This is a genomic window from Stenotrophomonas sp. Bg11-02, from assembly GCF_002836635.1.
Classification (GTDB): domain Bacteria; phylum Pseudomonadota; class Gammaproteobacteria; order Xanthomonadales; family Xanthomonadaceae; genus Stenotrophomonas; species Stenotrophomonas lacuserhaii.
Map to the genome: position 1 here is coordinate 166,081 of NZ_PJAY01000051.1, position 25,381 is coordinate 191,461.

Sequence of the window (25,381 nt, forward strand, 5' to 3'; positions counted from 1 at the left end):
CGATTCTTCCGCATCGGTTCAGTTCATCGAACTGATGGAGTCGATCAGGTGATGCGCAGCATCACCGGAACAGGGATGGCTTCGTACACGGTGCAAGGCGATGCAGCAGGTCCCCAGGGCCTGCGCAGCGTCTGTTGGGCAGGCGGCTTGAGCCGCAGGGGAGACGGTTGCACGTAACGGCACAGGCCGGCGCGTAACCGGTTCCAGCGTGCAGATGCAACGCTGGACTGCCGAACCACCCGTATCGAAGCTGCTTATTCGTACGTCAAAGGATGTTCGTATGCAGCAAGCGTTGCTGAAGATTTTCATCGCCGTGGCGGCGGTTGCGATGTCGGGTTGTGCCACCAAGCCTGCACCTGATTTCGGCGGGCGGTGGAAGCCGGTCAATCGCTTCGACGCCGCGCCCACGGAAATTCCCCTGTACACCAGCTATGCCTTCCAGGCATCGCCGATGGATGGCACGTTGAAGGCCATGCTCGAGCGTTGGGCTGCCGATTCGGGGATGTCGCTGGATTACCGGCTGGGGTCGGATTACACGCTGCATGGCGGCGTCTCCCGTATCTCCACGACCAGTGCGCAGCAAGCCGTGGCCGACGTCACCACTGCATACGCAGCGCAGGGTGTTTACGTGAGCATCGTGGGCAACAAGATCGTGGCCGGCAGCAGCGCCGCGGTGCCGACGGCGGCCACCACGCCAGCCAGCGCTCCCAGCGCCACACCCGCATCCGCACCCGCCGAAACCGCGCCAAGCGGTAGCTGACTGCTGCCGTTTTCCCGTCGTGATGTTCCTGCGCTGGTCGCAGGGGCATGGCGCTCATTGACGATCATGCAGTCCGGAAAACCCCATGTTCCGTAAGAAAGACCCAGGCAATAGTCCCAAGGTGGAGCAGGCGGTCGCCAAGGCGGTGAGCTATGAGCTGACCGTGGCCGACATGGCGCGCAAGAGCGAGCGTCGTGCCTGGTGGGTGGCCGGTGCGTCGCTGGTGATGTCCTTGGCGCTCGCCGGCGGCTACTACTACATGCTGCCGCTGAAGGAGAAGGTGCCGTTCCTGGTGATGGCCGACGCCTACACGGGTACGGCCTCGGTTGCGCGACTTTCCGGAAACCTGGGCGAGAACTCGATCACCAGCAACGAGGCGATCAACCGCAGCAACGTCGCCCAGTATGTGCTGGCACGTGAGTCCTACGATTACGCGATCATGGGCCTGCGCGACTGGGAGCAGGTCTTCGTGATGTCCAGCCAGCCGGTCGGCGCGGCGCTGCAGGCCCTGTACAACCGCAGCAACCCGCAGAGTCCCCTGGTCCTTTACGGTACCGGCCGCGCGGTGCGGGTGAAGATACTCAGCATCACCCCGCTCGGCGTTCTCCCAAGTGGCGGTTTCCGTGGTGCCTCGGTACGCATCCAGCGCACGTTGCTGGATAAGCGGACCGGAGCCTCCACCTATATGGACAATCAGTTGGTCACCCTGCAGTTCGAGTACAAAGCGGCGCTCGCACTCAACGAGCAGGAGCGGGTGCTTAACCCGCTCTCCTTCCAGGTGACTGAATACCGCGTGGACCGCGACTACGCCGCCGGCGGCGTTCCGGTTCCCGATGCCAGCACCGCCGCGCCAGTCACTGCCGCGCCAGCCGGGGTAGCCGCTGAACTGGCACCTGCACAGCCGGTCGCCCGCTTTGATCCTGTGACAGGTCAGCCGCTGGCGGTGCCCGCGCAGCCGCTACCTCCCGGTACGACGGCGGAGCAGGCTGCGCCTAGCTCCTATACACCGCAACCGGTGCCTGCCCAAGGTGCGCCGGTTCCCGGCTCGCCGGCGCAGGCTGCGCCGGGCCAAGGCACGCCACTGCCGGCGCGCAACCTTTCCACCGGAACTGCTGATGGAGCAAGCACCCGATGAGTAGTCGCAAGATCAGGACATTTGCATGGTTGTTCGTCGGGGCGTTGGCCCTGTCGGCAGCTTCGGCCTCGGCGCAGGGCGTTGACCTTTACGAATACGAAAAAGATCGCATCTATACCGTACGCACCGGTCTGGGCCTGACCACCCAGATCGAGCTGAGTCCGAACGAGAAGATCCTTGATTACAGCACGGGTTTCAGCGCAGGCTGGGAGCTTACCCGCCGCGATAACGTGTTCTATCTCAAGCCGAAGAACGTGGACGTGGACACCAACATGATGGTGCGCACAGAAACGCATTCCTACATCTTCGAGCTGAAGGTGGTGGCGACCGATTGGCGTCAGCTCGACCAGGCGCGCAAGGCGGGCGTCCAGTACCGGATCGCCTTCAGCTACCCCAGCGATTCCGAGTTTGGTGTTGCCCAGGAAGCGGTTGAAGAAGAGGCCAAGCCGTTGCTCAGCACATCGCTGGCAAAGGATCGGCGCTACAACTTCGACTACTCGTATTCAACGCGTCGCGCGAAGAGGATGGGCTGGTTGATCCCGGTGAATGCGTACGACGACGGTCGCTTCACTTACGTGCGCCTGCCTGCGTCACCCGAATACAAGACTGGCATCTTCCCGGCGGTATTTGGCCGAGAGACCGAGAATGGCGAGGACTTCGTGGTCAATACCACGGTGGAAGGAAACACGCTTGTGGTACACGGCACCCATCCCTACCTGGTGATCCGCCACGGCCAGAATGTCGTTGGTCTGCGAAGGAACGTGAATAAATGAGCCAGAACACTCCCCCGGAAAACGGTCCCTACGACCGCCGTGACGTGCCGCCGGCTCGTAATCCAGGTGATGGCACGCAGCCCGAGAACAACCCTTATTTCAACCGCGCCGAAGCGCAGGCTGATCCGGACCTGGATGCAGCCGCTCCTCGCCTGCGCACAGTGGAGGAACGGCGCCTTGACCGGAAGGCCTTGCTCTTTCTGGGCGGAATCCTGCTGCTGGTAATCGCCATGGGTTTCCTGCTGCTGCGCAAGGGCGGCGAAGCCGAACCCGAACGTGCGCCGCGCAGTGAAGCGCGTACCACGACGCCGGAGCTGCCCAGCGTTGCAGCGACGCCGCAGCCCCAGGCGTCGGCCCAGGCCGATGCGATTCCGCTGCTTCCGCCCGAACCTGCGTCGCAGGAGAGCCAGCAGCTTGAGTTGCTTGCTCAGGACCCCATGCCGCGTGCGCCGCGTGAGCCCACGCTGCTCGAACGGCGAATTGCTGCCGCCGAGGCACTGGGCGGTGGACAGGGGCAACCGTCTCAAGGTGGGGTTGATCCGGCAACGCGCGCGGCATTGGTCGCTCAGCTGAATCAGAACCAGACCCAGGCCAACGGTGGGGATCAATCGGTTCGCCGTGGTGCAGACGTAGAGGACATTTCGAACGCCTCCTACATCCGTAGTCCGGACGCGCTGCTCGTGCGCGGTACCTACCTGCGCTGCGTGCTCGAGACCCGCATCATAACCGACGTGCCGGGTTATACGTCCTGTCTTGTCACGGAGCCCGTATATTCAATCAATGGACGCACATTGCTGCTGCCAAAAGGCTCAAAGATCTATGGGAGCTATGGCGGCGGTCCGGTGGGCGAGCGTGTCGACGTGATCTGGGATCGCATCACTACCCCCAACGGGATTGATGTTGCGATGTCCAGCCCGGGTACGGATGGACTTGGTGGAGCCGGCGTGCCGGGTCAGTACACCGCGCATTGGGGGAAGCGCCTGACCAGCGCGCTGATGATCAGTCTGCTGGCGGATGCGTTCAAATACGCAGCGGCTGAAAATGGCCCCGAGACTACGACGATCGGAAGCAATGGTTTCGCCGTGCAGAGTCCGTACGAAAGCGCGACCGCACGCACCATGGAGCGTCTCGCCAACGAGGCACTTTCACAGAGACCGCAGCCTACCGTCACCGTCAACCAGGGCACTGTCATGAACGTCTACGTCGCCAAAGACGTCGACTTCAGCGCCGTGCTCGGCCGCCGGATGTAAGGAGCGCAACGGACCGTGGACGCAGAAACTTCCCCCATCGCACTGGTCTCCAGTGAATTCCTGCAGTACCAGTACGAAGTGCTGGGCATTGCCGGGTTCATGGAGTCGCAGGACGTGACGGAAATCTGCATCAACCGTCCGGGCGAGCTGTACCTGGAAACCCGTAGTGGCTGGGAACGCGTCGAGGTGCCGACCTTGACCTTCGAGCGCGCGCGCCAGTTCTGCACGGCGGTGGTCAACGAGAGCAACACCGGGCAGCGCATCACCGATGCCGACCCGATGGTCTCGTTGACCTTCCCCAGCGGGCCACGCGCGCAGTTCGTGATACCGCCGGCCTGCGATGGCGGCAAGGTATCCATCACGATCCGCCTGCCTTCAAAGCACACCCGCACGCTGGCGCAGTATCAGCAGGACGGCTTCTTCGACCAGATCCTGGAACAGGAAGCCGGCCTCAACACGCAGGACCAGGAGCTGCTCGCGCTGCGCCATTCGCGCGACTACGCCGAGTTCTTCAAGCGCGCGGTGCAGTACCGCAAAAACATCGTGGTGTCCGGTGCCACCGGCAGCGGCAAGACCACCTTCATGAAGTCGCTGGTCAACCATATTCCGGCCGACGAGCGGCTGGTGACCATCGAGGATGCGCGCGAACTGTTCATCACCCAGCCCAACGTGGTGCACCTGCTGTACTCCAAGGGTGGGCAGAGCAGCAGCAACGTCACCGCAAAGACCTGCATGGAAGCGTGCCTGCGCATGAAGCCGGACCGCATCATCCTGGCCGAGCTGCGCGGTGATGAAGCCTTCTACTTCATCCGCAACTGCGCCTCCGGCCATCCCGGCTCGATCACCAGCTGCCACGCCGGCAGCCCGGAACAGACCTGGGACCAGCTGGCGCTGATGGTGAAGGCGTCCGCAGAGGGCTCCGGCCTGGAGTTCGCGGTGATCAAACGCCTGCTGCAGATGACCATCGACATCGTGGTGCACGTGAAGGCACATGCTGGCTCGCGCTACATCACCGGCATCGATTTCAATCCCGGCCGCACCCAGGGACAGGAGCACTGACCATGGGCATGCACATTGAGGAACGGATGAACACTGGCAAGGGGAGGGCACGCTGATGCTGCCTGGACTCGAGGCACTGGCCTGCCCGGAAATGGCCGTCTCCATGGACGTGATGAAGCACGTCGTGCAGGTGGAATCGTCGCGAAATCCGTACGCCATCGGCGTGGTCGGCGGCGCGCTGGCGCGCCAGCCGCAGCGGTTGGACGAGGCCGTGGCCACCGCGCGCATGCTGGAACAGAACGGCTACAACTTTTCGTTGGGGCTGGGCCAGGTGAACCGCTACAACCTGGCCAAGTACGGGCTCAACAGCTACGAGAAAGCATTCGAGACCTGCCCGAACCTGCAGGCGGCCTCGCGCATCCTGGCCGAATGCCATTCGCGTTCGGGCGGTGACTGGGGCAAATCCTTCAGCTGCTACTACTCGGGCAACTTCACCACCGGGTTCCGGCACGGCTACGTGGACAAGGTCTTCAACTCGATCAAGCGCAGCCAGATGGTGGCAGCGGTCGGCGGTGGCGTGCAGCCCATCCGCGTGATCGACCGCCAGGGCCCGCGTCCTGCGGCGGCCACGCGCCAGCCACTGCCCGAGCGGGTGACGCGGCTGAACAATCGTATCTCCAGCGGCCAGGCGCCGGTGGTGGTGGCACAGCCGGATGATCCGGCACGTGCTTACGTGGTGTACCCGGATACCAATGCCATGGTTCGCGGCAGCCTGCTCAACACCGCCGATTCAGCGTTGTCGCGGGTGGTGATGGGCTTGGTCGACAGGGCAGTGCAGCCGACCCAGCCCCAGCAGCCGATCGGCCAGTATGCCGAGCCACCGCAGCAAGTGATCGCTCCCGGGCCTGGTACCCAAGGCTCGCAGGAGCCTGTCCTGGTGCAGCCTTGGGGGCAGCGCAACGCGTCGCCAGCAGGCAACGCGCCGCTCCCGCAGCAACCCCAGGCTCCCCAGCGGCCGCCTGTGGATGACGCTTTCGTGTTCTGAATTTTAACCGGGGCGCCCCCGCGGCCCGTCAACGCAGTGACCCTCCAGCTCAGGAAAGGAAAGTAACCCATGAAGACCCAGATCGATCTCGCCAACGCCAAGCGCACCGCCAAGACCCTCGCGCTGGCGACTGCCTTCGTCGGCGCCCTGTTCGTGCCGGAAGTGTTCGCAACCCCGGGTGGCTTCGCTGACACCGACAAGAAGGTCTGTGGCTTCTTCGACAGCATCAGCGGCCTGCTCAACATGGCTTCGATCGCCGTCGTCACCATCGCGGTGATCTTCGCCGGTTACCAGATCGCCTTCGCCCACAAGCGCATCTCCGACGTGTCGCCGATCCTGATCGGTGGTCTGCTGATCGGTGCAGCCAGCCAGATCGCCAAGATGCTGCTGGGTGACGGCGCCACCGAATGCACCGCCGCGCTCGTGCAGGCCTCCAGCCTGTTCTATGCATAAGAACGTCGTCTTCCGCGGATGCACACGGCCGGCGATGTTCCTCGGCGTGCCGTATGTGCCGTTCTTCATGGTCGCCGGCGGCCTTTTGCTGCTGTCCATGTACTGGAATCTGTGGGTGCTTCTCGCGATTCCAGTGGCGGTTTTCATCATGCGGCAGATGGCAAAGCGTGACGAAATGATCTTCCGTCTGATGGGATTGCGCCTGCAGTTCAAGTTCCGTGCGCGGAACCTGCAGGACCATGACGGGATGTGGGTGTTCAGTCCCAATGCCTACCGCAAGACCCCGGCGCCGGACGACTACCGGCGTCCCAAGAAAACGCGCTGAGAAGCCTCATCCGCAGTACGGTTTGCCCAGTGATCCAGGAGCGTTGCATGTTCAGTCCCGATACGTCGATCAGCGAGTTCATTCCTTTGTCCTCGCACGTTGCACCGGCAGTGGTGAAGACCACTGGCGGCGACTATCTGCTGACCTGGCACCTGGAAGGACTGCCATTCGTGGGCCGTGAGGAGTGGGAGCTTGAGCACAAGCACAACACCTTCAATCGCCTGCTGCAGTCGCTGCGCGCGCCCGACTTCGTCAACGTGGCGTTCTGGGTGCACGACATCCGCCGCCGGCGCACTCTGAAATCGCGCAGCAAGTTCAAGGAGCGCTTCAACCAGGACGTGTCCGATGTCTACATGGACATGCTGTCCGGCCAGCGCATCATGCAGAACGAGCTGTACCTGACCATGATCTACCGGCCCGTCGTGGCCGGTAAGCGCTTCGTGGAAAAGTCCGGCAATGTGGAGCGGCTGCAGGCCGAACAGGAGCAGGCGGTCGAAAAGCTGCTGGAGCTGGCCGGCAACGTGGAAGCGGTGATCCGGGATTACGCCCCGTATCGCCTGGGCATGTACGAGGCGGCCAACGGCGTGGTGTTCTCCGAGACGCTGGAGTTCTTCGGCTACCTGCTCAATCGCATTGACGAGCCGGTGCCGGTGCTCGCCGCCCCGGTGGCCGACTACCTGCCGGTCAGCCGGCACATGTTCTCGCCGAAATCGGGCGATTATGTGATCAGTACGCCGAACGGCGTGAACCATTTCGGTGCCATCCTCAACATCAAGGAATTCGCCGAGGGCACCTGGCCAGGTGTATTGAACGGCCTGAAGTACCTGGACTTCGAGTACGTCATCACCCATTCCTTCAGCCCGATGGGCCGCCAGGATGCGCTGAAGATCCTCGATCGCACCAAGGGCATGATGATCTCCTCCGGCGACAAAGCGGTCAGCCAGATCGTCGAGCTGGACTATGCGATGGACCAGCTGTCGTCGGGCAACTTCGTGCTGGGCGAGTACCACTACATCATCGCGGTGTATGCCGACAGCCAGGCCAAGCTGGCCGCCAACGTGTCCGCCACCCGTGCCGAGCTGTCCAATGCGGGTTTCGTGTCGGCCAAGGAAGACCTGGCGGTGACATCCTCGTTCTACTCTCAGATTCCGGCCAACTGGCGTTACCGCACGCGGCTGGCCAACCTGAGTTCGTTGAACTTCCTCGGCCTGTCGCCGCTGCACAACTTTGCCACGGGCAAGCAGTACAACAACCCGTGGGGTGACTGCGTGACCACGCTGCAGACCACCAACGGGCAGCCGTATTATTTCAATTTCCACGCCACCCATCCGGGGGAAAACTCGCTGGGTGAGAAGGCCATCGCCAATACGATGGTCATCGGCAAGTCCGGTACCGGTAAGACGGCGCTGATCAACTTCCTGCTCAGCCAGGTGCAGAAGTACGATCCGGCGCCGACCATCTTCTTCTTCGACAAGGACCGCGGCGCGGAGATCTTCGTGCGTGCCTGTGGTGGCAACTACCTGGCGCTGGAGAACGGACGCCCGACCGGCTTCAATCCGTTCCAGTGCGAACGCAGTGAATCCAACGTGCAGTTCCTGGCCGACCTGGTCAAGATCCTGGCCGGCAAGACCCAGTACAGTGCCCGCGAAGAGGAAGACATCTTCCGCGCCGTCGAGAGCATGCTGGACACGCCCATGCACCTGCGCAGCATGACCAACTTCCAGAAGAGCCTGCCCAACATGGGCGATGACGGACTTTACGCACGGATGCGGCGCTGGACGTCCGGCAATTCGCTGGGCTGGGTGTTCGACAACCCGGTCGATACCATCGACCTGCAGAAGGCCAACATCATCGGCTTCGATTACACCGAAGTGATTGACAACCCGGAAGTGCGCGTGCCGGTGATCCAGTACCTGCTGCACCGTCTGGAATCGCTGATCGACGGCCGCCGCCTGATCTACGTGATGGACGAGTTCTGGAAGATCCTCGATGGCAGCGGCGGCCTGAAAGAGTTCGCCAAGAACAAGCAGAAGACCATCCGAAAGCAGAATGGCATGGGCATCTTCGCGACCCAGAGTCCGGAGGATGCGCTGAACAGCGACATCGCCGCGGCGTTGATCGAGCAGACCGCTACGCTGATCCTGCTGCCCAACCCAAATGCCAGCCGCGAAGACTATGTCGAGGGTTTGAAGCTGACCGAGGCTGAGTTCAAGGTGGTCACGGCGCTGGATGAGCGATCACGCTGCTTCCTGGTCAAGCAGGGCCACGCCTCCAATGTGTGCCAGCTTAATCTTCGTGGCATGGACGATATCCTTTCGGTGATTTCCGCATCTACGGATAACATTGATGTTATGCATCGCGTAATGCATGAAGCAGCCCTTCGCGAAAAGGTGTCTGAGTCAGCACTCAGCCCTGAACAGTGGCTTGAGGACTTCTATCGCCATCGCAAGGGGTCGGGGCGACGTGCCAATTCCGGACGCGACGCCGCTGCCTGATTCGCCGTGCCCACCGGCCCGGCTCTGACCTAATGGAGAAGATGATGGACGCTCGAAACGAAATGATCGCCCGAGGCCGCGCCAGGCCGATTGCAGCGCGTCTTGCAGCGCTGACATTGGCCGTTTCGATGGTGCTGGCCGCGCCAGCACCGGCAATTCCCGTTGTTGAGGTTGGCCTAAATACGATCAACAGCACGCTGACAGAGCTCAATACCGTTACCCAGCAGGTGCAGGCAGCCGCCGAGTATGGTGAGAATAAAATGCGTTGGTTGAACACCCTTGAGAATTGGCGGCAGCGGCTTGCGCAGTACAAGCAGATAATTGCGTCCCCGCTTCTGCCGAAGGGCGTGCAGTTGAAGGAAGTTGAACCAGACTGGAACGTTTATGAGCGCTGCGGGATCAATACCCGATTCAGTCTGGGCGGCGTGCTGGAAGCGATTGGCCTCGACTTTGGTGGTGATCTCGCTGCGCAGCAGAAGAATATCTGCATGACCATCCAGCTGCTGGAGAACCAGCGTTACAACGACACGGTCGAGGTTGTCCAGAAGACGATGCCTGACGTGCGTGGCATGCTGATGGAGATCCAGAAGATCCGCCTCAGGTTCACCAAGGAAGAGGGTGCACTTCAGGAAGTGGCGGCCAACTCCACCTTGTCCACTTCGTTCATGGACGCGGAGTTCAAGGCATGGGACAGCAAGATGAAAACGTATGACCAGCAGATTGACGCGTTGAAGCGACAGCAGCAGTTGATCGCCGAGCGTGCCCTGAAGGGCGAGAAGACGATCCTCGGTTCTGCTGTAAAGACGGCCGCGCTGAAAGCGGCGCTGAGCGCGAACAGGTAAGTAGTCCCGGCGTAAGACGGCGGAATGCGATCAACCGGCAGGTGAAGTGATGAGTCTAGGGATGATGGACGGCACATGGGTACAGGGAGCATTGCAGTGGCCGCACGGGCCGTTTGCAACGTCGTCGATCGGAGATTTCTTCTTCTTTCGGCTCATCCTGGATTACCTGCGGGAAGAGATCGCGACGTACGGCCTTGAGCTGATGCGGCGCGTGATGGCGTGGGTCGGCTGGATGGCGCTGACGTTGATGACGATTTGGATCCTGGTACAGGGTTATCGCATCATTACCGGACGCAGCCGTGAGTCGATGATGGAGCTGGTCACCAATGTGGCGAAGGCTGCATTGATCGTCACCGTTGCAACCTCCATGGCGATGTTCGGACGTGAGCTTGATGGCTTCCTTGTGGAAGACCTGCGAAATCTCATCACGGGCGTCGTGACGGGCGATCCGGACAAGACCCCGCAGGAGCTGATCGACGAAAACCTGGGTTATATGCAGTTGGCGCTTTCATCGGTAGACCAATTGGATGTCATGGGTGATGTTACCTTGGACGGCGCGAAAACCAGGGCGATGTGGTTCATCGGGCTGGGCACGGGTGGTCCGGCGGTAACGGCTGGTGCGATGCTCCTTCTTTACGAAGTCGCAATGGCATTGTTCATCGGACTTGGCCCCCTGTTCATTCTGTCTCTCCTTTTCGAGCAGACCAAGTCACTTTTCCAACGGTGGTTGATGTACGGCATCGGCACGATGTTCTCGATGGCGGTGCTGGCGGCCATGACCGGTATTGCGACGGGAATGGTGACGCGAGTTGCCATCGCATTCTGGGGCACGTCCGCGTTCGGTGCCTTGATGGGTGAAGACTTCACTACCGGCATGAGCAGCATGGCACTGCAGCAGGGTGGCATGGGGTTGATCCTGACCACGCTGATTCTCACTGCCCCGCCGATGGCGGCCATGTTCTTCCAGGGAACGTTGGGTAACTTCATGGCTTACTCCCAGATTGGTGGATCTCCCGTCGCGGCTGCGCCAGGACCCCAAGGCCAGCCACCGGGATCGTACAACCCTGGTTCTTATCAGCCAGCGGCTAGTTCTTATGCCGATGATGCTCGACAGTCGATGATGACGCCCTCGTTCAATCCGTCAGCCGGCGCTGCCAGCAGTGCGCCGACAGCGGGTAGCAGAGGAAACGCGCCCACCGCCCCTTGACTTACCTGTTCGGTGTCAGGTGGCGCCATTGATTCAACTGTTCCATGTACCGAGGTTTCAAATGCGCCGCACGGTTTTGGTTCTGCTAGGAGTCTTGGGCTTCCAGGCGTTGCTCAGCCCACTTGCGGCTAATGCAGAAGGTAACTGCCCGCCTGGCCACTACCCGATTGGTGGCCAAGGGGTGCAGGGTTGTGCCCCCATCCCGGGGGCTGCAGCGAGCCAACAACGCGCTGTTCCGCAGCCAGCCGCGCCGACATCACGTTGGGGAACGCGCTGGGGGGCTGTCGCGGCCTCCGATTCGACCTCTGACGCAGGGGCGGCAGCAGGACGCAGAGCCAAGGCGGCAGCGATAAGTGACGCGATGGCGGACTGTCGCCGCAATGGCGCGCCCGATTGCAAGATCATGGCGGAGTACAGCAACCAATGCTTCGCGTGGGTGTCTCCCGATGGTGGGGATGGCAAGGGATTGGGTGGGCTGGGTGAAGGTATGACACCGGAACTGGCACTCAAGAAAGCCATGAGCTACTGCGACAACCCGAGGGGTAACGGCTGCAAGGTTGCGTACAGTGCCTGCAGCCTGCCAGAACTTGAATCCCTTTGATGGGGTTTATATCTGCTGTGCTGATAGTCTTAGAACGTGGCCCGTCGGAGTAAGCGCAATGAACGCAAGATCACACTACACCGGCACTCTGCTGCTTTCCCTGCTCCTGCTGCTCTGTGCATTCAGCGCGTTTGCCGAAGGTAACTGCCCTCGGGGCTACTACCCCATCGGAGGGAGGGGGGTTCAAGGGTGCGCACCGATCCCTTCTGGCTCCCGAGCGCCTGCGCAACAAGGCTACTCCTCCCGTTCCAGTTATGCCGAGACTGCCTATTCGCATCTTGAGGACAGCTGGGGAGCGCTCGCATTCTCGGCAAGCAGCGGTGCACTCGGGGATGCAGTCAACGAATACACGAAGGAGCTGGCCGAGGAGGCGGCCTTGGAGCGATGCGCGGCAAGAGGCGCCACGGATTGCAAGCTGATGGCGCACTACGCAAACAGCTGCATTGCCGTGGCTATTGCTACCGAGCCCGCCGGCCTCAGCCTGAGTGCAATCGGCATGGACAACAATCCAAACAACGCGGAGCGCGAGGCTGCACAGAACTGCATCAAGGGCGGCGCCAAGAAGTGCAGGATGTTTTACAACAACTGTGTGACGCCCAAGGTCGTCCCGAATTGAACGGCATCTCCTCTGTCGGGGGGGCTGAGTACAGAAAGATGATCGAAAAGTTTGTTCTTGTAGTCCTACTGGCTGTGTCTGCGATGCTTCCGTTCGCGGCCGGCGCAGAAGGCCGCTGCCCACCCGGTCAATATCCTGTGGGCGGTCAAGGCGTAGGAGGGTGCGCGCCCATTCCGGGCAGAGGAAATGCCCAGCCGGCCCAGCAGCAGGCTCCGCCGCCGCCGGTCTGGTTGCACACGCGCTATGGAGCCATCGCGATGTCGCCCTCCACTTCCGCAGCGGGTGTTGCTGCGGAACAGACAAGCAGCGAAGCCGCGGCGGCGGTGGCGATGAAGGATTGTCAGCGTGAAGGCGCCCAGGATTGCGCGGTGATCTCGCGGTACAGCAATCAATGCATCGCGCTTCTGGTCCCGGGCGCATGGCCTGCAGGAGCCAAGGGCGGAATAGGGACTGGCGTGACGCCTGAACTGGCCCGGCAAGACGCTCAGAAAAATTGCATCGATCCTGCCGGCTCCGGGTGCACAGCTACTTATGAGGCCTGCAGTTTCCCTGAGCGATGAACCTGTTCGTTCAACCTGTTTCCCAGTGGCCGCGCTGAGCGTCCATCGGGCCTGGTCTTGAGCCGATCCCACGCCGAAGCCAGTGCGTGAGATCGGCTTGAGGGAGCACGGACGCGTACCGTAGGCCCAGCCCAACCAGGGCGCCGGGCAACGGCTCAGGCATTCATGCTGCGCGCAGTCACCTGGCTCTGCTCGATCTGCAGGTCACGCTCCTGCGAGGCCACCTGCTGCGCGGCCTGCTGTGATGCCACCCGTTCGCTGGACTGATCCAGTGAAGTGTTCATCGCCTCGGTGGTCTCCACCGACACGCGCAGGTGCGCCGGGTCGTTGACTTCACCCTGCACGCCGAACGTGCGCGAGGCATCGTTGCTCATCAGCACATTGTCGATGCGGGTGCCGCCGTTGGCGTGCATCTCCGCCGCCAGGCTGCCGGCGAGCTGGCCGCTGTGCTGGTCTGGCGTGCGGCCCACGCGCAGGTCCTGTGCTTCCACGCCGCGCAGCGCGTCCTGGAACAGCAGGTTGCCGGGGTGGCCGGGGCTGTCCATGCGCATCGCGCCGTCGCGCTTGTGGGCGTCTTCCTCCGCTGCCTTGCGCGCGGGCTCGCCCGGATCCAGCGGGCCACGGATGCGGTCGATGATATCCACCGCGTTGCCGATCCCGCCGCGGGTCGCGGTGGTCAGGCCGCCGCGCAGGAATTCCAGCTTGTCGCGGTACTCGCTGATCATGCCTTCGTTCTGCTTGGCCAGCGCCTGCGAGGCGGGATTGTCCAGCACCGATTGCTTGTCCAGGAAGTTCGTCATCATGTGCGAATCCAGCGAGCGGCCGGCGGCCAGCAGCGCCGAATCGGGTATCAGGAAGCCGGCAACGGCGCCATTGCGGAAGCCGGACCCGTACAGGTTGTTGATCTCGGTCTCGTTGGCGTAGACCTTGACTTGGCCATAGTGGCCGGAGGCCGCGCTGACCGGGTCGGCGGACATCACGTGGTTGACCATCGCATTGCCGCCTTCCGGAATGCGGTAACCCAGGCTGGCCGCGCCATAGGCGTTGAAGGTTTCGCCCTTCAGGCCGTGGTGGTGTGCCGAAATCTGTGCGAGTGAGCCGCCCAGCGAATGGCCGGTGACGGTGACATCCAGGTGCTGTCCGCTACGGGTTTCTTCGCGCTGCGCGAACTGATTGGCCCGTGCAGTCAACGCAATCGCGTCGTCGGCCTGCAGGTTGGTGCGCGCGACCACCATGCCGAGGTCGGTGACCACATCGTGCAGCGGCTGCTCGGTACCACGATGGGCGACGACGATTTCGTTGGTATCCACCCGCTGGTAGATGAAACCCTGGTAGCCGTTCTTGTTGTTGACGTGCTCCAGGATGCGGTAGTCGTGGCCCCCGATGGGGACGACTTCGGCTTCTTCGGGCGCCCAGCGGCCGACAGCGCGATCTTTGTAGGCATCATCGGCGAGCGCGGCGTAATCCTGGCTGCGCAGGCTCATGAGCGCGCCTCTTTACCGGCCAGCGTCACCGAGAACAGTGCGTCACGCAGCTCGGGTTTGAAGCCCTCCGGAGCGTCTTTCCCGTAATCGGCGTAGTTGTCCATCTCGTCGCGCGGGTAGCCGAGGTCGGCGTAGTGCTGGGTTTCCAGCTCACCCTTCACGAAACGGTCCGCATCGATGAAGGAAACGAAGCGGGTTTCACCCTCGGCACCGGTCGCCTTCAGCGTGGCGCCGGCACCACTGAACTTCCACTGGCAGACGCCGCGATCGTAGTAGTCCTCATCCAGCATGCGGTCGAGATAGACCGTCCCTTGGTACTCGGAATCTGAGATCTTCTTCAGCTCTACCGGTTCCTGGCTGGTGATGCGGCCCGCGCGGCCGGTCGCCGGCACGATGCGTCCGCATTCCTGTTCGTTGACGACGTCGTACTGGGCGGTGCCGTTGACCACGGTGAACGGGCCGGGCGCATCGTCGATCTTCAGCACGAACTGGTAAGCCTGGCGGGGCGCGGGGTTGAGCTTGGCCAGCCCGCGGCCGCCCTGTTCAACGTCCTGTTCTGCGGTAGCGATTTCCTGATTCATGGCGGTCTCCGAATGGCAGGCAGTAAGAAGCAGCAACACAGCGCACGGCAGAAGTGATCGGCGCACTGGGGGCCTCCTGGATGGTGGGGGGAAGAGTGAAGCAGGTAGGGTCATGGGGCGGCACTCATGGGCGCGCCTCATTACCCATCAGGGTGGCTGAAAACAAAGACCCGCGCAGCTCCGGCTTGAAGTCGTCCGGGGCGTTCTCGCCGTAGTCGGCGTAGTCGTCCAGCGACTCGCGCGGATAGCCCATGTCGGCGTAATGCCGAGTCTCGGTCTCACCCTTGATGAAGCGGTCGGCCGCGATGAAGGACAGGAAGCGGGTCTCGCCATCGGCACCGGTTGCCTTCAGCATGGCGCCGGCCCCGCTGAACTTCCAGTGGCAGACGCCGCGATCGTAATAGTCCGCGTCGAGCATGCGATCCAGATGGATCGTGCCGCGGTACTCGGTGTCGGAGATATGCTCCAGCGCGACGGGTTCCTGGCTTGTGATGCGCCCGGCGCGTCCGGTCGACGCCAGGATGCGTCCGCATTCCTGTACGTTGATGACGTCGTACTGCGCGCTTCCTTCAGCCACCGCGAACGGGCCCGGCGCATCGTCGATCGTCACGACGAACGCGTACGCCTGGCGGGGGGCAGGATTCAACGTGGCCAGCCCGCGGCCGCCCTGTTGGGCTTGCTGTCCTGCAGCGGTGTTCTGCTGCTCCAACGCGGTGTCGGAGTGACAGGCAGTAAGCAACAGCAGGACAAAGCAGGGCAGGATCCGCATGCGAAGGGAACGCCTCTTCGCCGATCCCGTAAATGGCAGTGAGGTGCGATCAGGCATGCATCTGCCGCGCTGCATTCTGCTGCTGGGCCAACTTAAGTTCCTGTTCCTGGCCCATGCGCTGGGTGACTGCCTGCTGCACGCGCTCGCTGCTCTGTTCCAGGGGAACCTGCATCGCCTCGGTGGTCGCCACGGAAACCCGCAGGTGCGCCGGGTCGTTGGCCTGGCCCTGCACGCCGAAGGTGCGCGAGGCATAGTCCTGGCTGGTCAAGCTCATGGCGTGACCTGGTGCGCGGAAAGCTGGACAGAGAACAGTGCCTGACGGAGCTCGGGTTTGTAATCGCCAGGCGCCGCCTCACCGCCTGCGCGGTAGTCGGGCAATGAAGCAGCGCGTGGGTACACGGCATTGGCGTAATAGCGCGTCAGTGGCTCACCCTTGGTGAAGGCCGGGGCTTCGAGGAACGCAGTGAAACGGGTTTCGCCCTCCGCACCGGTGGCCTTCAGCACCGCGCTGGCGCCGCTGAATTCCCAGTGGCAGGCACCGCGGCCGTAATAGTCTTCGTCCTGCATGCGGTCCAGGTAGACCGTGCCCCGGTATTCCCCCTCGGAAATCCTGCGCAGCTCCACCGGCTCCTGGCTGGTGATGCGGCCGGCGGTTCCTGTCTCTGGTTGTATACGCCCGCATTGCGCTTCGTTGGTCACATCGTATTGCGCCACTGCTTCGACAAGGTTGATGGGTCCCGGCGCGTCGTGGATCTTCAGTACGAGCTCATACGCCTGTCGCGGTGCGGGATTGAGCTTGGCGAGACCGCGGCCGCCCTGTGCGACGTCCTGTTCTGCGGTGGCGATTTCCTGGTTCATGACGGTCTCGGAGTGGCAGGCAGTAAGCAACAGCAGGACAAAGCAGGGCAGGATCGGCGTGCGAAGGGAACGCCTCTTCGCCGATCCGGTAAATGGCAGCGAGGTGCGATCAGGCATGCATCTGCCGCGCTGCATTCTGCTGCTGGGCCAACTGAAGTTCCTGCTCCTGTCCGGTGCGCTGGCTGGCTGCCAGCTGCATGCGCTCGCTGCTCTGTTCCAGCGGAATGTTCATCGCCTCGGTAGTCGCCACCGAAACCCGCAGGTGAGCCGGGTCGTTGGCCTGGCCCTGCACGCCGAACGTGCGCGAGGCATCGCTGCTCATCAGCACGCTGTCGATGCGGGTGCCGCCGTTGGCGTGCATCTCCGCTGCCAGGCTGCCGGCCAACTGGCCGGTGTGCTGGTCTGGCGTGCGGCCTGCGCGCAGGTCCTGCGCCTCCACGCCTCGCAATGCGTCCTGGAACAGCAGGTTGCCGGGGTGGCCGGGGCTGTCCATGCGCATGGCACCATCGCGCTTGTGCGCGTCTTCGGCCGCCTTGCGGGCCGGTTCGCCGGGATCCAGCGGGCCGCGGATGCGGTCGTAGAGGTCCACGGCCACGCCCGGCACGCCGCGCGCACCGGTGGTGACCGCGCCGCGCAGCAGTTCCATCTTGTCGCGGTACTCATCGATCATCCGCGCGTTCTGTTTGGCCAAGGCCTGCGTGGCAGGGTCGTCCAGCACCGATCCGGCGTCTGCGAAATTGCCGAGCTTGTGCGCGCCCAGCGAGCCGGCCGCTGCGACCAGCGCCGAATCCGGAATCACGCCGTTGTACCACTTGTTGCTGAAGCCGGCGTTGCCCAGCGTGCGGATCTCATCCGGCCTGGCGTACAGGCGGACCTCACCGTAATGGCCGGAGGCTGCGCTCACCGGATCCGATGCCATGGCATGGTTGAGCACGCTGGTGCCGCCTTCGGGGATGCGCAGGCCCAGGCTGGCTGCGCCGTAGGCGTTGAAGGTTTCGCCCTTGAGGTCGAAGTGGTGGGCGGTGACCTGGGCCAGCGCGCCGCCCAGCGAATGCCCGGTGACGCTGACTTCCGGGGCCCGGCCTTCGTTCTCGCCGATGTGCTTGGACAACGCGACCGCACGCTGGGTCAGCGCGATGGCATCGTTGGCCTGCAGGTTGTAGCGCGCCAGCACCATCCCGCCATCGGCAAGCACGGCGTCCTGCAGGATCTCCTCGGTGCCGCGGTGGGAGACGATGATCTCGCCGGTGTCCTCGCGCTGGTAGATCGTGCCCTGGTAGCCGTTCTGGCGGTTGTTTACGTGCTCCAGCACCTTGTAGTTGTGCCCGTTGAGCGGCACAACTTCTTCCTGGCCGGGCGCGCGACGGCCGACCTTGTGGTCTTCATACGCATCGGCGGAAAGTGCGGCGTAGTCGCGGTGGGTGAGCGGCATCAGCGCACCTCATGGGCGGTCAGGGTGGCGGTGAACAGCGCATCCTGCAGCTCCGGGCGGAATCGCGACGGGTCTTCGTGGCCGGCCTGGCCGAAGTCCGGCACCGATTCCACGCGCGGGTAATCGCGGTCCGGGTAATGGCGGGTCAGTGCCTTGCCGGCGATGAACTGATCGGCTTCGATGAACGAGGTGAAGCGGGTTTCGCCGTCGGCGCCGGTGGCCTTCAACATCGCGCCAGCGCCGCTGAAGGTCCACTTGCAGACACCGCGTCCGTAGTAATCCTCATCCAGCATGCGGTCCAGGTAGACCGTGCCGCGGTACTCGGTATCGGACACCTTCTTCAGCTGCACCGGCTCCTGGCTGGTGATGCGCGCGGCCATGCCGGTGGCCGGAACGATGCGGCCGCATTCCTGCTCATTGGTGACGTCGTACTGGGCCACGCCTTCCACCACGGCGAATGCACCGGGGGCATCGGCGAGGCTCAGCACCAGCTCGAACGCCTGGCGTGGGCTGGGATTGAGCTTGGCCAGGCCGCGGCCGCCGTTTTCGACGTCCTGTTCGGCGGTGGTGATTTCCTGGTTCATGGCGTTCTCCGGATGGCAGGCGGTGAGGAGGAGCAGGGCAGCGCACGGCAAAAACGTTCGGCGCACGGGGGGCCTCCTGGTTGCGGGTGGGAAGGGGAAAATCGATGCGGTCATGCGGTGGCCACGCAAGCCATCGAGCGCGCCGGTGGCGGGCGCAGGGCAGGGCGCACACGCGGGAGCCTGGGGCTCGAACCGGCGTGCGGGGCTGCGTTGTTGTCTCCGTTCCTTGGCGACATGTGCTCGATTCGTGACGAATAGATCGTCCTTTTTACCAGTTTGATGTTTTGTTTGCGTCAAAACGTTGGCGCACGGGTAACCGGATCGCATCGGTAGCGCCGCGCCATGCGCGGCGAAAATGCCCGATCCCAGACGTGATTGACTGCACTGCACGCCCCGCCGAGCGTGGCTCGGCGCTACCATGGCGGGGAATTTCGAAGGCCATCATGTGATCAGGGGAACCGTTTGACTCCGCAGGAAGATTCCACCGACTCCGTGCCTGCCGAGCACGCGGCCTACCTGCGCAGCCAGCTGATCACCTATATCGGCAACAAGCGCGCCCTGCTGCCGTTCGTGGAGGCGGGCATCGCACACGCCAAGGACTGCCTGGGCAAGGCGCGCATCGATTTTCTGGACCTGTTTTCCGGCTCCGGGGTGGTGGCGCGGCTGGCCCGCCGGCATGCCGCCACCCTGCAGTGCAATGACCTGGAGCGCTACAGCGAGGTCGGCAACCGCTGCTACCAGGCCAACGCGGCCGACGTGGATGCGGCGGCTCTGGATGACGAACTGGCCCGCGTTGCGCACCGTATGCGGCGCGAACTGGCGCCGGGCTTCCTGTGCGAACTCTATGCGCCGCTGGACGACGATGACATCCAGCCTGGTGAGCGGGTGTTCTATACGCGGCGCAACGCGATGTTCCTGGATACCTTCTGCCAGGTGCTGGTGGATACGCCGGTGGCGTTGAAGCCGTTCCTGCTGGCGCCGGTGCTGGCGCAGGCGTCTATGTACACCAACACCTCCGGCGTGTTCAAAGGCTTCCACAAGAACCGCGAAGGCGTGGGCCAGTTTGGTGGCACGGCACGCAATGCGCTGTCACGTATCCTGCGCCCGATCGAGGTGCAGGCGCCGGTGTTCAGTCGCTTTGCGTGCGAGGTACAGCTGCACCGCCGCGATGCCAATGCGCTGGTGCGCGAGCTGGGCACGGTGGACGTAGCGTACTTCGATCCGCCCTACAACGAGCATCCGTATGGTTCGAACTACTTCATGTTGAACCTGCTGTGTGATTACCAGCGGCCGTTGCAGGTCAGTCGGGTCTCGGGCATTCCGACCGACTGGAACCGGTCGGATTACAACAAGGCCCGGTTGGCCGAGGCCGCGCTGTTCGACGCGGTGGCGCAGGTTCGCGCCCGTTTCGTGTTGATCTCGTACAACTCGGAGGGCTTCATCAGTCACGAGCGCTTCGTTGCCGCGCTGGAAGCGATGGGCGCGTTGAGCGTGATGGACACGCGTTACAACACCTTCCGCGGCAGCCGCAATCTGGGCGCCCGGGACACCCATGTGACCGAGTTCCTGTACCTGTTGGACAAGCGTTGAACCGCACACGGTAGTGACGGCCGCTGGCCGTCATGCTGGTGCGATGGTGGGTGACGACCGCTGGTCGTCACGCTTGTGCCTTCCGCTGCGCTCGCCGAGCATGGCTCGGCGCTACCAAGGCGGCAGGGTAGTGACGGCCGCTGGCCGTCATGCTCAGCGGCCCTGCAGGCGCCCGCGTACAATACCCGCATGCCCGACAGCACCCGCCCGAAATCCGTCCTGCCCGCCACCCAGGTCCACATGGAGGGCTTCGCGCAGGTGCGCGAGGCGCGCCGGTCCGAGCTGGTGGAAGACTACGTGGAGCTGATCGCCGACCTGATCGCCGATGGCCGCGAGGCGCGCCAGGTGGACATCGCCAGCCGCCTCGGGGTGGCCCAGCCGACGGTTGCCAAGGCGCTCAAGCGCCTGGTCAAGGAAGGCTGGGCGATCCAGCGCCCGTACCGCGGCGTGTTCCTGACCCCGGCCGGGGAGCAGCTGGCGCGTGATGTGCGCGTGCGCCACCAGACCGTGGAGCGCTTCCTGCTGGCGCTCGGCGTGGATGCCGATTCCGCGCGGCGCGATGCCGAAGGCATCGAACACCACGTCAGCGAGGCGACCCTGGCTGCCTTCGAGGCCTTCCTGGCCAAGGCGGCGCCGCATGTCTGATGCGCTGCCGGTCCACGATGCCGACGAACACTGGATGCGCCAAGCACTGGCGCTGGCCGAGCGCGCACAGCGCGAGTTCAACGAGATACCGGTCGGTGCGGTACTGGTCAGTGCCGAAGGTGAAGTGCTGGGCGAAGGCTGGAACCTCAACATCGCCGAGCACGACCCCAGCGCGCATGCCGAGATCGTGGCGATGCGACGGGCAGGCAGGGCGCTGCAGAACCACCGGCTGATGGGCAGCACGCTGTACGTCACCCTGGAGCCCTGTGCGATGTGCGCGATGGCGATCGTGCATGCGCGCGTGGGGCGGCTGGTGTATGCAGCGACCGACCCGAAGACCGGGGCCTGCGGCAGCGTGTTCGATCTGCTCGGCGATGCGCGCCACAACCACCGGGTAGAGATCCACGGCGGTGTGCTGGCACGCGAGGCGAGCACCCGGCTGACCAATTATTTCCGGGCCAAGCGCGGCCGCCCGCTGCTGTCGCTGGATGCGCCGGGTGCCGACGAATGCTGAACGGCGCGCTATCATGGCGCATCCATTCATGGCGAGCCTGCGGCCCGCCCACAGCGAGGCAACACGATGGCCGACACCGGCGCGGGCAATGACCGATTGATCTGGATCGACCTGGAAATGACCGGGTTGGACACCGACAACGATTCCATCATCGAGATCGCCACGGTGGTCACCGATGCCCAGCTCAACGTGCTTGCCGAAGGCCCGGAGTTCGCCATCCACCACGCGGTGGAGCGGCTTGACGCGATGGACGAGTGGAACCGCAACCAGCACCGTCGCTCGGGCCTGTGGCAGCGCGTGGTGGACAGCCAGGTCAGCCTGGGCCAGGCCGAAGCGGCGACAGTGAATTTCCTGGCCGAATGGATCGGCGCGGGCGCCTCGCCGATGTGTGGCAATTCGATCTGCCAGGACCGCCGTTTCCTGCACCGTGAAATGCCGCGGCTGGAGAAGTACTTCCACTACCGCAACCTGGATGTGTCCACCATCAAAGAGCTGGCCAAGCGCTGGGCCCCGGCGGTGGCCGCCGGGGTGGGCAAGAACAGCAACCACACCGCGCTGAGCGACGTGCATGACTCTATCAACGAACTGAAGCACTACCGGCAGTTCATGGGCACGCTGGCGGGCCTGCCGGGCTGATGGGTAGTGACGGCCGCTGGCCGTCATCACTGTCATCGACCGCGACCCACTGGCGGCCAGCGGCCGTCACTACCCGATTGTCATCACCCGGCCGTTCAACTCCGCAGCGCTAAGATCGGCCCATGAACGAGCCGATCCTGCTTCCCCGTGATATCGCCCACCAGCCCCAGGACTGGGCCGACCTGCAGCGGGCGGTGAGCCTGCTGGAGGCCCCCACCATCACCGCGCGCATGGCCAACCTGGTCGGCACGCCGCTGGAGTTCGCGGTGAGCCGGTTGCCCAACGCGGTGTCCAGCCGCATCCACGGCGCCGTGCAGGCGGCGCTCTACAAGGCGGTGCAGGGCGCGCTGATGAGCATGGACAACACGCCGGGCAAGTCCGCCTCCACGCGTTGGCACAAGCTGGCCGCGGCGACCTCCGGTGCGGTCGGCGGTGCGTTTGGTTTCGCCGCGCTGCTGATCGAACTGCCGGTGTCCACCACCATCATGATGCGCGCGGTGGCCGATGTGGCGCGCAGCGAGGGTTTCGACTTGGCTGACATGTCTACCCGGCAGGCCTGCCTGGAAGTGTTCGCGCTGGGCGGCAATGCCAAGAGCGATGACGCCAGTGAAACCGGCTATTACCTGGCACGTGGCTTCACCGCCGACGTGGTGCGGCACCTGTCGGCCGAGCTGGCCGGGCGGGTGGTGGCCGGCCGCAACCTGACCTTGGGCGTGGCGCCGAAAGAGGCCGGCAAACTGCTGGCGAAGCTGGTGGAAAAAGTGGCCGCGCGGTTCGGCGTGGTGATCACCGAGAAGTTCGCCGCGCAGGCGGTGCCGATCGTCGGTGCGGCCACCGGTGCGGCGTTGAACACCATGTTCACCGATTACTACCAGGACGTGGCGCGTGGCCATTTCATCGTGCGCCGGCTGGAACGCAAGTACGGCGAGGACGTGGTGCAGGCGTGTTACCAGCGCATCGCGCAGGGGTAACCGAGGAGCGCCATCGCATCGTTGCGCGGCAGGCACAACTGTATTGCCCGGATGGACCTGTAAGCGGCGTCGGCCGGCCCCCATCCTTGTTGCATGCTCATCGCGCAAGGATTTTCCATGCTGTTCTCCCCGTATTCCCTGGGTCCGCTGCGGCTGGCCAACCGTATCGTGATGCCGCCGATGACCCGCTCGCGGGCCGCCGAAGGCAACGTGGCCACCGCTGAGATGGCGGAGTACTACGCCCAACGCGCCTCGGCCGGGTTGATCGTCAGCGAAGGCACGCAGATCAGCCCGCAGGGGCAGGGCTATGCGTGGACGCCGGGCATCCACAGCCCCGCGCAGATCGAAGGCTGGCGCGTGGTCACTGACGCGGTGCATGCCGCGGGCGGGCGCATCTTCGCCCAGCTGTGGCACGTGGGACGGGTGTCCCACGTGGCCCTGCAGCCGGGTAATGCTGCACCGGTTTCGTCGTCCGCGCTGCAGGCCGAGGGAGTGAAGGTGTTCGTTGATCCCACGGGTGCCGGGCCGCAGTCCGGGGTGGGTGAGATGATCCAGCATTCGATGCCGCGGGCGCTGTTGGAGCAGGAGATCCCAGGCATCGTCGCCGAGTACGCACAGGCCACCCGCAATGCATTGGACGCAGGCTTTGACGGGGTGGAGCTGCACGGTGCCAACGGCTACCTGATCAACCAGTTCATCGATTCACAGGCCAACCAGCGCACCGATGGCTACGGTGGCGCGCTGGGCAACCGCCTGCGCTTCCTGCGCGAAGTGGCGGCGGCGGTGGTCGAGGTGGCCGGCGGCGAGCGGGTAGGGGTGCGGCTGGCACCGCTGACTACGCTGCAGGGGGCGGTGGATGACACGCCGCAGGCCACCTATCTGGCCGCGGCGCACGTGCTCGATCAGCTCGGCGTGGGCTATCTGCACATTGCCGAGGCCGACTGGGAAGACGCACCGCTGATGCCGGTGGCGTTCAAGGAGGCACTGCGGATCATCTACAGCGGCACGTTGATCTATGCGGGCAAGTACACCCTGGCGCGTGCCGAAGAGGCACTGGCGAAGGGCTGGGCCGATCTGATCGGTTTCGGCCGGCCATTCATTGCCAACCCGGACCTGCCGCAACGATTGCAGGCCGGTGCGGTGTTGAACGAGCCGGACCGGGCAACCTATTTTGGTGGCGGGGTGGAAGGATTCACCGATTACCCGGTGTTGGAGGCTGCGGAAGCGTAGCGGGCGGTAGCGCCGAGCCATGCTCGGCGAGCGCAGCGGAAGGCAGGAACGTGACGACCAACGGTCGTCACCACCAGGAGCAGGGGCATGACGGCCAGCGGTCGTCACTACCGGGTCTCAGCGCGGGTCGCGCACCAGGGCTTCGGCGTTGGTGACGCTGCCGTCCTTGCCGTGCAGGTACAGGTGCATGTCCTGCTGCGGATACGGGATGTTGATGCCGGCCTTGTCGTAGCCCAGCTTCAACTGCTCCAGCAGCGTCACCTTGGTGCCGAAGTGGTCGGCGGCGTTGACGTAGCAGCGGATGCCGAGGTTGATCGAGTGCGCGCCCAGTTCGTAGACCACCACGTCCGGCGCCGGGGTGGCCAGCACGCGCTTGTCGGCCTTCATGATGGACAGCGCGGTATCGCGCGCCAGCTGGATGTCGTCCTCGTAACCAATGCCGATCACCAGCTCCACGCGGCGCGTCGGCTCGGCGGTGAGGTTGATGATCGGGGCGGCGGTGATCAGCGTGTTGGGGATGGTGGTGTGCTGGTTGTCGGCGCCGGTGATGACGGTCTGGAAGATGCGCACGTCGCGCACGGTGCCGGTCTGTCCTGCCACGGTCACCACGTCGCCCACGCGGAACGGCCGTAGGGTCACCAGCATCACCCCGGAAGCGATGTTGGACAGCGAGTCCTTCAAGGCCAGGCCGATCGCCAGGCCCGCGGTACCCAGCACCGCCAGCAGCGGGGAGATCGGGACGCCCAGCGTGGCGATGGCCAGCACCGCGACGATCACCAGCGCAGCGGCATACACCACATTGCGCATGAAGCTGCCGAGCATCGGGTCCATGCCGACCCGCGCGGTGGCGCGTGGCAGCACGTTGGACACGCGTCGGGCCAGCCAGATGCCGACCAGCAGCACCACGATGGCGGCGATCAGCGGCAGGCCGTAGGTTTCGAAGATGCGTTCCCAGTTGAGGCTGTGCCACCAGGACCCGTCTCCTATACACATCTGACGCTGCCGACCATCCTCCGCCTCTCGACT

Annotated in this window: 26 protein-coding genes; 18 read left to right on the top strand and 8 right to left on the bottom strand. The window is 63.9% G+C overall.

What is annotated here, in order from left to right:
- The first annotated feature begins 280 nt into the window (after positions 1 to 280).
- From CXG43_RS06230 to CXG43_RS06290, 12 genes are all read left to right on the top strand, one after another.
- Positions 281 to 760 (top strand): toxin co-regulated pilus biosynthesis Q family protein, encoded by a 480-nt coding sequence (locus CXG43_RS06230; RefSeq protein WP_232767648.1) that lies wholly within the window; start codon positions 281 to 283, stop codon positions 758 to 760.
- Between the two features lie 85 nt (positions 761 to 845).
- Positions 846 to 1,895: a type IV secretion system protein gene (locus tag CXG43_RS06235; protein WP_101099164.1), complete on the top strand. Its 1,050-nt coding sequence runs from the start codon at positions 846 to 848 to the stop codon at positions 1,893 to 1,895.
- A complete protein-coding gene (locus CXG43_RS06240) occupies positions 1,892 to 2,668 on the top strand; it encodes a TrbG/VirB9 family P-type conjugative transfer protein (RefSeq protein ID WP_101099165.1) in 777 nt (258 codons plus the stop codon). The genes CXG43_RS06235 and CXG43_RS06240 overlap by 4 nt, the downstream gene beginning before the upstream one ends.
- Complete coding sequence (locus tag CXG43_RS06245) at positions 2,665 to 3,918, top strand: TrbI/VirB10 family protein (RefSeq protein WP_101099166.1); 1,254 nt, start codon at positions 2,665 to 2,667, stop codon at positions 3,916 to 3,918. Before CXG43_RS06240 ends, CXG43_RS06245 begins: the two co-directional genes overlap by 4 nt.
- A gap of 15 nt (positions 3,919 to 3,933) precedes the next feature.
- Positions 3,934 to 4,977 carry a P-type DNA transfer ATPase VirB11 gene (gene virB11 / locus CXG43_RS06250; RefSeq protein ID WP_057687456.1) on the top strand — a complete coding sequence of 348 codons (1,044 nt, stop codon included), beginning with the start codon at positions 3,934 to 3,936 and terminating at the stop codon, positions 4,975 to 4,977.
- 55 nt (positions 4,978 to 5,032) lie between these two features.
- The gene (locus CXG43_RS06255) at positions 5,033 to 5,962 is read left to right on the top strand and encodes a lytic transglycosylase domain-containing protein (protein ID WP_101099167.1); all 930 of its coding nucleotides are present in this window, start codon (positions 5,033 to 5,035) and stop codon (positions 5,960 to 5,962) included.
- A gap of 69 nt (positions 5,963 to 6,031) precedes the next feature.
- On the top strand, positions 6,032 to 6,415 hold the full coding sequence (locus CXG43_RS06260) for a TrbC/VirB2 family protein (protein ID WP_101099168.1): 384 nt from the start codon (positions 6,032 to 6,034) through the stop codon (positions 6,413 to 6,415).
- Entirely contained in the window at positions 6,408 to 6,740 is a 333-nt protein-coding gene (locus CXG43_RS06265; protein ID WP_101099169.1) for a VirB3 family type IV secretion system protein, read from the top strand. Before CXG43_RS06260 ends, CXG43_RS06265 begins: the two co-directional genes overlap by 8 nt.
- A 47-nt stretch (positions 6,741 to 6,787) precedes the next feature.
- A complete protein-coding gene (locus CXG43_RS06270) occupies positions 6,788 to 9,235 on the top strand; it encodes a VirB4 family type IV secretion/conjugal transfer ATPase (protein WP_101099170.1) in 2,448 nt (815 codons plus the stop codon).
- A gap of 44 nt (positions 9,236 to 9,279) precedes the next feature.
- Positions 9,280 to 10,077: a hypothetical protein gene (locus CXG43_RS06275; protein ID WP_157825167.1), complete on the top strand. Its 798-nt coding sequence runs from the start codon at positions 9,280 to 9,282 to the stop codon at positions 10,075 to 10,077.
- A gap of 64 nt (positions 10,078 to 10,141) precedes the next feature.
- The gene (locus CXG43_RS06280; protein ID WP_232767651.1) at positions 10,142 to 11,284 is read left to right on the top strand and encodes a type IV secretion system protein; all 1,143 of its coding nucleotides are present in this window, start codon (positions 10,142 to 10,144) and stop codon (positions 11,282 to 11,284) included.
- A 659-nt stretch (positions 11,285 to 11,943) separates the two neighbouring features.
- Positions 11,944 to 12,501 carry a DUF4189 domain-containing protein gene (locus tag CXG43_RS06290; protein ID WP_101099174.1) on the top strand — a complete coding sequence of 186 codons (558 nt, stop codon included), beginning with the start codon at positions 11,944 to 11,946 and terminating at the stop codon, positions 12,499 to 12,501.
- Between the two features lie 715 nt (positions 12,502 to 13,216).
- Here CXG43_RS06290 and CXG43_RS06300 read toward each other — a convergent pair.
- From CXG43_RS06300 to CXG43_RS06330, 7 genes are read right to left on the bottom strand one after another with little or no spacing between them, the layout of a single operon-like run.
- Positions 13,217 to 14,545, bottom strand: coding sequence for an XVIPCD domain-containing protein (locus CXG43_RS06300; protein ID WP_101099176.1), 1,329 nt, complete (start codon positions 14,543 to 14,545; stop codon positions 13,217 to 13,219).
- Complete coding sequence (locus CXG43_RS06305; protein ID WP_101099177.1) at positions 14,542 to 15,192, bottom strand: hypothetical protein; 651 nt, start codon at positions 15,190 to 15,192, stop codon at positions 14,542 to 14,544. The genes CXG43_RS06300 and CXG43_RS06305 overlap by 4 nt, the downstream gene beginning before the upstream one ends.
- 58 nt (positions 15,193 to 15,250) lie before the next feature.
- Positions 15,251 to 15,895, bottom strand: coding sequence for a hypothetical protein (locus CXG43_RS06310; protein ID WP_101099178.1), 645 nt, complete (start codon positions 15,893 to 15,895; stop codon positions 15,251 to 15,253).
- 49 nt (positions 15,896 to 15,944) lie between these two features.
- Positions 15,945 to 16,169: an XVIPCD domain-containing protein gene (locus CXG43_RS06315; RefSeq protein ID WP_101099179.1), complete on the bottom strand. Its 225-nt coding sequence runs from the start codon at positions 16,167 to 16,169 to the stop codon at positions 15,945 to 15,947.
- Positions 16,166 to 16,870: a hypothetical protein gene (locus CXG43_RS06320; protein WP_101099180.1), complete on the bottom strand. Its 705-nt coding sequence runs from the start codon at positions 16,868 to 16,870 to the stop codon at positions 16,166 to 16,168. The genes CXG43_RS06315 and CXG43_RS06320 overlap by 4 nt, the downstream gene beginning before the upstream one ends.
- Positions 16,863 to 18,185 carry an XVIPCD domain-containing protein gene (locus tag CXG43_RS06325; protein WP_101099181.1) on the bottom strand — a complete coding sequence of 441 codons (1,323 nt, stop codon included), beginning with the start codon at positions 18,183 to 18,185 and terminating at the stop codon, positions 16,863 to 16,865. Before CXG43_RS06325 ends, CXG43_RS06320 begins: the two co-directional genes overlap by 8 nt.
- Positions 18,185 to 18,835, bottom strand: coding sequence for a hypothetical protein (locus tag CXG43_RS06330; protein ID WP_101099182.1), 651 nt, complete (start codon positions 18,833 to 18,835; stop codon positions 18,185 to 18,187). Before CXG43_RS06330 ends, CXG43_RS06325 begins: the two co-directional genes overlap by 1 nt.
- A gap of 396 nt (positions 18,836 to 19,231) precedes the next feature.
- On the opposite strand from CXG43_RS06330, the gene CXG43_RS06335 reads away from it, so the two are divergent.
- The 6 genes from CXG43_RS06335 to CXG43_RS06360 all read left to right on the top strand — a co-directional run bounded on the left by CXG43_RS06335 (position 19,232) and on the right by CXG43_RS06360 (position 24,355).
- A complete protein-coding gene (locus CXG43_RS06335; RefSeq protein WP_198551445.1) occupies positions 19,232 to 20,359 on the top strand; it encodes a DNA adenine methylase in 1,128 nt (375 codons plus the stop codon).
- Positions 20,360 to 20,548: 189 nt separating this feature from the next.
- Positions 20,549 to 21,004, top strand: coding sequence for a manganese-binding transcriptional regulator MntR (gene mntR / locus CXG43_RS06340; protein WP_101099183.1), 456 nt, complete (start codon positions 20,549 to 20,551; stop codon positions 21,002 to 21,004).
- Positions 20,997 to 21,518 (top strand): tRNA adenosine(34) deaminase TadA, encoded by a 522-nt coding sequence (gene tadA / locus CXG43_RS06345; protein ID WP_101099184.1) that lies wholly within the window; start codon positions 20,997 to 20,999, stop codon positions 21,516 to 21,518. The genes mntR and tadA overlap by 8 nt, the downstream gene beginning before the upstream one ends.
- Before the next feature lie 66 nt (positions 21,519 to 21,584).
- A complete protein-coding gene (gene orn / locus CXG43_RS06350) occupies positions 21,585 to 22,154 on the top strand; it encodes an oligoribonuclease (RefSeq protein WP_101099185.1) in 570 nt (189 codons plus the stop codon).
- Positions 22,155 to 22,276: 122 nt separating this feature from the next.
- A complete protein-coding gene (locus CXG43_RS06355) occupies positions 22,277 to 23,125 on the top strand; it encodes an EcsC family protein (RefSeq protein ID WP_101099186.1) in 849 nt (282 codons plus the stop codon).
- 117 nt (positions 23,126 to 23,242) lie between these two features.
- Positions 23,243 to 24,355 (top strand): alkene reductase, encoded by a 1,113-nt coding sequence (locus CXG43_RS06360; RefSeq protein ID WP_101099200.1) that lies wholly within the window; start codon positions 23,243 to 23,245, stop codon positions 24,353 to 24,355.
- 117 nt (positions 24,356 to 24,472) lie between these two features.
- Here CXG43_RS06360 and CXG43_RS06365 read toward each other — a convergent pair whose 3' ends face one another.
- Complete coding sequence (locus tag CXG43_RS06365) at positions 24,473 to 25,348, bottom strand: mechanosensitive ion channel domain-containing protein (RefSeq protein WP_101099187.1); 876 nt, start codon at positions 25,346 to 25,348, stop codon at positions 24,473 to 24,475.
- Positions 25,349 to 25,381: the final 33 nt, after the last annotated feature.